Source organism: Streptomyces durbertensis, assembly GCF_014156695.1.
GTDB lineage: Bacteria > Actinomycetota > Actinomycetes > Streptomycetales > Streptomycetaceae > Streptomyces > Streptomyces durbertensis.
In genome coordinates this window covers 1-7,163 of sequence record NZ_WMLF01000276.1, presented here as the reverse complement: position 1 = coordinate 7,163, position 7,163 = coordinate 1, and the positions used below count along the sequence as shown (strand labels likewise).

The 7,163-nt window shown below is 71.2% G+C and carries 9 protein-coding genes and 3 tRNA genes; 9 read left to right on the top strand and 3 right to left on the bottom strand.

The window, feature by feature from the left end:
- The first annotated feature begins 70 nt into the window (after positions 1-70).
- From GL263_RS17815 to GL263_RS17805, 3 genes are all read left to right on the top strand, one after another.
- A tRNA-Gln gene (locus GL263_RS17815) sits at positions 71-142 on the top strand.
- Positions 143-169: 27 nt separating this feature from the next.
- Positions 170-242: transfer RNA gene (locus GL263_RS17810), tRNA-Glu, on the top strand.
- A gap of 27 nt (positions 243-269) precedes the next feature.
- A tRNA-Glu gene (locus GL263_RS17805) sits at positions 270-342 on the top strand.
- Positions 343-392: 50 nt separating this feature from the next.
- Here GL263_RS17805 and GL263_RS17800 read toward each other — a convergent pair.
- Positions 393-1,079, bottom strand: a complete 687-nt coding sequence (locus GL263_RS17800) for a MerR family transcriptional regulator (RefSeq protein ID WP_182856714.1) — start codon at positions 1,077-1,079, stop codon at positions 393-395.
- A gap of 163 nt (positions 1,080-1,242) precedes the next feature.
- On the opposite strand from GL263_RS17800, the gene GL263_RS17795 reads away from it, so the two are divergent.
- Complete coding sequence (locus tag GL263_RS17795) at positions 1,243-1,734, top strand: DUF4188 domain-containing protein (protein ID WP_182856713.1); 492 nt, start codon at positions 1,243-1,245, stop codon at positions 1,732-1,734.
- A gap of 148 nt (positions 1,735-1,882) precedes the next feature.
- Here the strand turns inward: GL263_RS17795 and GL263_RS17790 are convergent, their stop codons facing one another.
- Positions 1,883-2,608, bottom strand: a complete 726-nt coding sequence (locus tag GL263_RS17790) for an IclR family transcriptional regulator (protein ID WP_182856712.1) — start codon at positions 2,606-2,608, stop codon at positions 1,883-1,885.
- 165 nt (positions 2,609-2,773) lie between these two features.
- Here GL263_RS17790 and leuC point away from each other — a divergent pair, with 165 nt between their 5' ends.
- The 5 genes from leuC to GL263_RS17765 all read left to right on the top strand — a co-directional run bounded on the left by leuC (position 2,774) and on the right by GL263_RS17765 (position 6,419).
- Positions 2,774-4,207, top strand: a complete 1,434-nt coding sequence (leuC, locus tag GL263_RS17785; protein ID WP_182856711.1) for a 3-isopropylmalate dehydratase large subunit — start codon at positions 2,774-2,776, stop codon at positions 4,205-4,207.
- 6 nt (positions 4,208-4,213) lie between these two features.
- Positions 4,214-4,807, top strand: a complete 594-nt coding sequence (gene leuD / locus GL263_RS17780; protein ID WP_182856710.1) for a 3-isopropylmalate dehydratase small subunit — start codon at positions 4,214-4,216, stop codon at positions 4,805-4,807.
- A gap of 250 nt (positions 4,808-5,057) precedes the next feature.
- Complete coding sequence (locus GL263_RS17775; protein ID WP_182856709.1) at positions 5,058-5,291, top strand: SCO5555 family protein; 234 nt, start codon at positions 5,058-5,060, stop codon at positions 5,289-5,291.
- Positions 5,292-5,415: 124 nt separating this feature from the next.
- A complete protein-coding gene (locus GL263_RS17770) occupies positions 5,416-6,024 on the top strand; it encodes an HU family DNA-binding protein (RefSeq protein ID WP_182856708.1) in 609 nt (202 codons plus the stop codon).
- 191 nt (positions 6,025-6,215) lie between these two features.
- The gene (locus GL263_RS17765) at positions 6,216-6,419 is read left to right on the top strand and encodes a hypothetical protein (protein WP_182856707.1); all 204 of its coding nucleotides are present in this window, start codon (positions 6,216-6,218) and stop codon (positions 6,417-6,419) included.
- Here GL263_RS17765 and cofC read toward each other — a convergent pair.
- Positions 6,391-7,155: a 2-phospho-L-lactate guanylyltransferase gene (gene cofC, locus GL263_RS17760; RefSeq protein ID WP_228456597.1), complete on the bottom strand. Its 765-nt coding sequence runs from the start codon at positions 7,153-7,155 to the stop codon at positions 6,391-6,393. The genes GL263_RS17765 and cofC overlap by 29 nt on opposite strands.
- Positions 7,156-7,163: the final 8 nt, after the last annotated feature.

The following is a 7,163-nucleotide window of genomic DNA, read 5'->3' as shown; positions in this document are numbered from 1 at the left end:
GGGCAGGCCGAAAGGCCGAAACCGGGAGGCGGACACTAAGATAAGAGCTCCGCAGGAGCTTGCGTCTCAGTGGGCTATGGTGTAATTGGCAGCACGACTGATTCTGGTTCAGTTAGTCTAGGTTCGAGTCCTGGTAGCCCAGCGCGATCTTCGCTTCGCTTAGATCGATGCCCCCGTTGTGTAGCGGCCTAGCACGCCGCCCTCTCAAGGCGGTAGCGCCGGTTCGAATCCGGTCGGGGGTACTGGCTCTCTCCGAGAGCCGCGATGGAGCCCCCGTTGTGTAGCGGCCTAGCACGCCGCCCTCTCAAGGCGGTAGCGCCGGTTCGAATCCGGTCGGGGGTACTCGATCGACGTCGGGCCCGGCACCTCTCAGGTGCCGGGCCCGACGCGTTTCATCCGTTCGCCGGCCCCGCCTGTTTCGCCGGGGCGCCGCCCTCCCCGCCCGTCGAGTAGCGGCGCCGGGACTCCTCGGCGTGGGCCATGCGCCGCAGGCTGAGCAGCACCGGCTCGTAGAGCACGGTCAGCGCCACGGCCGCTTCCAGCTGTGTGACGGGCGCCTCGATCGCGGAGATCATGTCCAGATCGCTGACGGCCAGCTCGGTCGCGAGCCGGCCGTAGGGGAGCAGGCTGGCGACGTCGCAGGGGTAGTCGAGCCGGCGCAGCGTCGCCACGGCGGTGACGAGGGACTCGGCGGCGGGGTAGGACGGCCTCGCGTGCCAGCCCAACTCGGCCAGCAGGCCGTCGATCGTCTCCCGGGCGGCGCGCACGTGCGGGTCCTCCGCTTCCTCGGGCCTCCCCGGGGCCTGGTGCGGCAGTGAGCCGACCGCGACGCCGAGCCGCTCGTCCATGTCCAGGGCGTTGTCGTCGACGGCGCCCAGCACCTCCCTCGCGGTCGCCACCGGTACCCGACCCACCTGGATCAGCGCCCGGACCAGCCGCAGCCGGCGCAGATGGTCCTCGTTGTACTCGGACTGCGTGGCGGTGACGCGCTCGCCCGGTGGCAGCAGCCCCTCCCGCAGGTAGTACTTGATCGTCGCGGTGGAGACCCCGCTCCGCTCGCTCAGTTCGGCAAGCCGCATCGCGACCCTCCCGCTCCTCGCCGCCCCGGCGGCTTCACCGCCAGGGGCGAACCTCCGTGGTTCCCTCTTGCGCTCCCGCTCGGAGAGTGGCACTATCCAATCATGGATAGCGGCACTCTCCAAGGAGGGGTGCCGGACCGGACCCGAGATCGAGGGGGATGTCGTGGGAGCTTCCATCAACCAGGGCAGGACAACCGCCGCAGCCGAAGGGGAGATCACCGTCTTCCTCATCGGTATGCGCTTCACCAACCTGCTGGCGGTGCGCAGCTGGTTCCCGGTGTTCCGGGCGATGCCGGGGATGCTGCGCGAGCTGTCCCAGGACAAGGACAGCGGTCTGCTCGGCTACCGGCTGCTGCGGGGCGGCCTGCGGGACATCCACATCGTCCAGTACTGGTCGTCGCACGAGAAGCTGCTGGCGTACGCCTCGGCGTCGGACGGGAGCCACCGCCCGGCGTGGGCGGCGTTCAACCGGCGCCTGCGGGCCGGGCGCGACAAGGTCGGCTTCTGGCACGAGACGTACGTCGTGCCGGCGGGCCGCTACGAGTCCGTGTACGTCAACATGCCGGAGTCCGGGCTCGGCGCGGCGACCGGCGTCATACCGGTCGGTCGGCGCGGGGAGACGGCCGCACAGCGCCTCGCGGCGCGCGGCGCCTGAGGGTGGTGCCGCGGGGCACTGGGTGCGTGCCTCCGAGGGCGCGCCCAGGACGCGCCGAGGCCGCCCCCCGTCGCCGTGGGTGGCGGCGGGGGGCGGCCTCGAAGTCGGGGGGTGGTCCCTGCGGGCTCTCTGAGTCGCCGGACAGGCCCTAGCTGCGGCGGAGGGACTCCGACAGCCGGTTGGCGGCCTCGATGATCGCCTGCGCGTGCATCCGACCGGGATGGCGGGTGAGTCGCTCGATGGGGCCCGAGACGGAGACGGCCGCGACCACCCGGTTCGACGGCCCGCGCACCGGCGCCGAGACGGAGGCCACGCCGGGCTCCCGCTCGCCCACCGACTGGGCCCAGCCGCGGCGTCGCACGCCGGAGAGTGCGGTGGCCGTGAAGCGCGCGCCCTGGAGGCCGCGGTGCAGTCTCTCGGGTTCCTCCCAGGCCATCAGCACCTGGGCGGCCGACCCCGCCTTCATGGGCAGCGTGGAGCCCACCGGGACGGTGTCCCGCAGGCCGGAGAGCCGTTCGGCGGCGGCCACACAGATGCGCATGTCGCCCTGTCGGCGGTAGAGCTGGGCGCTCTCGCCCGTCACGTCCCGCAGATGTGTCAGCACCGGCCCGGCCGAGGCGAGCAGCCGGTCCTCGCCGGCCGCCGCCGCCAGTTCGGACAGGCGCGGGCCGAGGATGAACCGGCCCTGCATGTCCCTCGCCACCAGTCGGTGGTGTTCCAGGGCGACCGCCAGCCGGTGCGCCGTCGGGCGCGCCAGTCCGGTCGCCCCGACCAGTCCGGCGAGCGTGGCCGGACCGGACTCCAGAGCGCTCAGTACCAGAGCCGCTTTGTCGAGAACGCCCACTCCGCTCGAGGCGCCACCAGAGTTGTCCATGCGTCGATACTTGCGTCTCACATTACGAAACGCAAGTTCAATTCGGCTCGAAACCCGCCACGCTTGCATAACGGCCACCACCGACAGCCGGGGGACGCGGTGGGCGGACGTCTCTGAACGCCACTACACACGTGGTCGGCAACGCAGCCGGCTGGAGGGAATGCGATGGCACGGACACTCGCGGAGAAGGTATGGGACGACCACGTCGTCCGGCGTGCTGAAGGTGAGCCCGACCTCCTCTTCATCGATCTCCACCTGCTGCACGAGGTGACCAGCCCGCAGGCGTTCGACGGGCTGCGCAAGAACGGCCGCCAGGTCCGCAGGACCGATCTCACCATCGCGACCGAGGACCACAACACCCCGACCCTCGACATCGACAAGCCCATCGCCGACCCGGTCTCCCGCACCCAGCTGGAGACGCTGCGCAAGAACTGCGCGGACTTCGGCGTCCGGCTGCACCCGCTGGGCGACGTCGAGCAGGGCGTCGTGCACGTCGTCGGGCCGCAGCTGGGCCTCACCCAGCCCGGCATGACGGTGGTCTGCGGCGACAGCCACACCTCCACCCACGGCGCTTTCGGCGCGCTGGCGTTCGGTATCGGCACCAGCCAGGTCGAGCACGTCCTGGCCACGCAGACGCTGCCCATGACGCCGTTCAAGACCATGGCGATCACCGTCAACGGCGAGCTGCCCGAGGGGGTCACCGCCAAGGACCTGATCCTCGCGGTCATCGCGCGCATCGGTACCGGCGGCGGCCAGGGTTATGTGCTGGAGTACCGGGGCGAGGCCATCGAGAAGCTCTCGATGGAGGCCCGGATGACGGTGTGCAACATGTCGATCGAGGCCGGCGCCCGCGCCGGCATGATCGCCCCCGACGACACCACCTTCGCGTACCTGCGCGGCCGGGACCACGCTCCCGAGGGCGCCGACTGGGACGCCGCCGTCGCCTACTGGCGCACGCTGCGCACCGACGACAACGCGGTCTTCGACCGAGAGGTGGTCATCGACGCCACCGAACTGTCGCCGTTTGTCACCTGGGGCACCAACCCCGGGCAGGGCGCGCCGCTGTCCGCCTCGGTGCCGGACCCGGCCTCCTTCGACAACCCCAGCGAGCGCCTGGCGGCCGAGAAGGCGCTGGAGTACATGGGTCTGACCGCCGGGCAGCCGCTGCGCGAGGTCGCCGTGGACACGGTGTTCGTCGGTTCCTGCACCAACGGCCGTATCGAGGACCTGCGCTCGGCGGCGGAGGTGCTCTCCGGGCGCCGGGTCGCCGACGGCGTGCGGATGCTGGTGGTCCCCGGCTCGGTCCGGGTGGCGCTCCAGGCCGTCGAGGAGGGGCTGGACAAGGTGTTCACCGCCGCCGGGGCCGAATGGCGGCACGCGGGTTGCTCCATGTGCCTGGGCATGAACCCCGACCAGCTCGCCCCCGGTGAGCGGTCGGCGTCGACCTCGAACCGCAACTTCGAGGGCCGGCAGGGCAAGGGCGGCCGTACCCACCTGGTCTCGCCGCAGGTGGCCGCCGCCACCGCCGTGGTGGGCCGCCTGGCCGCGCCGGCCGACCTGACCGAAGTGACCGACGTACGCACGCCCGCGGGAGTCTGATCAGCCATGGAAGCCTTCACCACGCACACCGGTCGGGCGGTGCCGCTGCGCCGCAGCAACGTCGACACCGACCAGATCATCCCCGCGCACTGGCTGAAGAAGGTCACCCGGGACGGCTTCGAGGACGGTCTCTTCGAAGCCTGGCGCAAGGACGAGGAGTTCGTTCTGAACCGCCCCGAGCGGGCGGGCGCCACGGTGCTGGTCGCCGGCCCCGACTTCGGTACCGGCTCCTCCCGTGAGCACGCTGTCTGGGCGCTCCAGAACTACGGCTTCAAGACCGTCATCTCCTCCCGCTTCGCCGACATCTTCCGCGGCAACTCGCTGAAGAACGGCCTGCTCACCGTGGTGCTGCCGCAGGAGACGGTGGACGCGCTCTGGGAGCTGACCGAGGCCGACCCGACCGCGGAGGTGACCGTCGACCTGGTCGCCCGCAAGGTGCTGGCCCCGGGCGTCGAAGCCGCCTTCGAACTGGACGAGAACGCCCGCTGGCGGCTGCTGGAGGGGCTGGACGACATCAGCATCACCCTCCGGCACGAGGACGACATCGCCGCCTACGAGGCCAACCGCCCGTCCTTCACACCGAGGACGCAGGTCGCCTGACCGTTCCGCCCGACAGTCCCCGGCCGTCTGTTCGGTCCGCAACGGCGCCCCCACCCGTCCGGGTGGGGGCGCCGTTGCGCTGTCCGGGGCCGACTCCCTCGAATGGCGGTTCTGGTGGCTCGAACTCATCTTTGGATCACCGGAGTTGGCCGGTAATTGACTGGCGTGCCACCGATCCGTTCCAATGGTCTCGGGCGAGTCGTTGGACCCTCGTGAGGCGACAACTCACCCCAGGTGGCACAATCGGTGCATGGAAGGCGACAGTCAACTCGAGCTGTACGAGGCCGTCGCCGCCCGTCTGAAGGAGGCGCACCGCAGAGTGCGCGCACTGCACGTCCCGGAGAGTGAACGGGCGGTGCTCGCTCGCAGGCTGCTCGCCATCACGGCCGCGTCGAAGCAGGATCTGGCCGCGGCGGCGCGGCGACTGGATCGGCTGATGGAGGAGCTGGAAGACATAGCGGCAGGCCGCTTCCCCCCTGCGTGACCGGCAGTTCGTTGCGGCACAAGGGTGATTAGCCCGTTTCGTGTTTGATTTGCGGTATATATCTGCCTACCGTGCGAAAAAGCTTGAACACATTCGTTCCGGCAATGTCTCCGAAGGGGAAGACGTGAACAAGGCGCAGCTCGTTGAAGCGATCCAGGACAAGCTGGGCGGCCGCCAGCAGGCGGCCGACGCGGTCGACATCGTGCTCGACGCGATCGTCCGCGCGGTGTGCGCGGGAGACCGGGTCTCCGTGACGGGTTTCGGCTCGTTCGAGAAGGTCGAACGCCCCGCCCGCTACGCCCGCAACCCGCAGACCGGTGAGCGGGTGCGGGTCAAGAAGACCTCGGTGCCGCGGTTCCGCGCGGGCCAGGGCTTCAAGGACCTGGTCAGCGGCACCAAGAAGCTTCCGAAGAACGACGTGGCGGTCAAGAAGGCTCCCAAGGGCAGCCTGTCCGGCGGCACTTCGACCAAGAAGGCCGCCACCAAGAAGGCGGCCGCGAAGAAGGCGGCGGCCAAGAAGACCACCGCGAAGAAGACGACGGCGAAGAAGGCGACCGCCAAGAAGACCACGGCCAAGAAGACCACCGCGAAGAAGGCCCCGGCCAAGTCCACGACGAAGAAGGCCACCGCCAAGAAGGCGCCGGCGAAGAAGACCACCGCCAAGAAGGCCCCGGCCCGCAAGACGACGGCCCGCAAGAGCACCGCGAAGAAGACCACCGCGCGCAAGCGCTGACGCGGACGGCGGGTGCGGCGCCGGACCTTCGTCGGGAGCCCGGCCCGCGGTCGCGTGCGGTCGGGCCCGGTCCCGCCCGGCCGCCGGAGACCGACGCGCCCACGGGCCGGTCCGCGGCGGGCCGGTCCCCGGCGGCCGGGCCGGTCGGGCGCCGAGGAGCGCGAGGCCGGTCAGGCACTAGGCTCTGCCCCATGCAGGCCACCGCGTACACCTACGATCCGCAGACCAGGTCGGGCAGTGTGCTGCTCGACGACGGCACGCCGGTGCCGTTCGACGCCGCGGCCTTCGACGCCGGCGGACTGCGCCTCCTCCGCCCCGGACAGCGGGTGCGGCTGGAGACCGAGGGCGAGGGCGGGGCGTTGCGCGTCACGCTGGTGACACTCCAGACGCTCTGACCGCGTCTTCGGCCGCGTCCTCGACCGCGTCTTCGACGATGCCTCTGGCCGCGCCTCTGAACGCGTCGAAGTCGTCGAGTCGGTCCAGGACGCCGAGTGTGTGGGTGCCCACACCCAGTTCCAGCGCCGCCAGCAGGTCCTCGCCGGTGTCCACGTCCTGACGGACGCCGGGCACGTCCGGCGGTGACAGCTCCACCGCCCCCGAGGCGAGGTGCCGTCGTCGTGACTGCCAGCCGAACGCGGGGCGCAACGCCACCTCGGCGCCGGCCGCCAGCAGCGTCGTCCCGGTGCCGGCCGCGTCCGGGAGGAAGGCGCGCGGCACGGCCGCCGCGGCGGCCAGTACCCGGGACAGCTCCGCCGGCCGCAGCGCCGGGAGGTCGGCGTTGAGCGCCGCCACCGCGCCGGCCACCCGCTCCGCGCGGGCCCGCGCGACCCCGTGACGCAGCGCGGCGTTGAGTCCGCCGCCCGCCACGTCGGGCACCACCCCCGCTCCCAGCCCGGTCAGGACACGCCCGGCGCGCACGTCGTCCGTGACGACCACCACAGTCCGCACGCGGGGACAGCGCATCGCGGCGTGCACGGTGTCCTGCGCGAAGGCCAGCGCCAGCCGTGCCCGCGCCGCCTCCCCGACTGAGGCGGAAAGTCGGCTCTTTGCCCTGGTCAGAGGCTTGAGGGGGACCACAAGAGTCCAGTCGCCCCCACCGCCCGTGCTTGTCATGTGCGGCATCACCCCCATTCTCACCC

Excerpts from the sequence above, each read along its gene's own strand:
- GL263_RS17790 (WP_182856712.1), bottom strand. The coding sequence starts at position 2,608 with ATGGACAACTCTGGTGGCGCCTCGAGCGGAGTGGGCGTTCTCGACAAA.
- GL263_RS17800 (WP_182856714.1), bottom strand. The coding sequence starts at position 1,079 with ATGCGGCTTGCCGAACTGAGCGAGCGGAGCGGGGTCTCCACCGCGACG.
- leuC (WP_182856711.1), top strand. The coding sequence starts at position 2,774 with ATGGCACGGACACTCGCGGAGAAGGTATGGGACGACCACGTCGTCCGG.
- GL263_RS17765 (WP_182856707.1), top strand. The coding sequence starts at position 6,216 with ATGCAGGCCACCGCGTACACCTACGATCCGCAGACCAGGTCGGGCAGT.
- cofC (WP_228456597.1), bottom strand. The coding sequence starts at position 7,155 with ATGGGGGTGATGCCGCACATGACAAGCACGGGCGGTGGGGGCGACTGG.
- GL263_RS17775 (WP_182856709.1), top strand. The coding sequence starts at position 5,058 with ATGGAAGGCGACAGTCAACTCGAGCTGTACGAGGCCGTCGCCGCCCGT.
- leuD (WP_182856710.1), top strand. The coding sequence starts at position 4,214 with ATGGAAGCCTTCACCACGCACACCGGTCGGGCGGTGCCGCTGCGCCGC.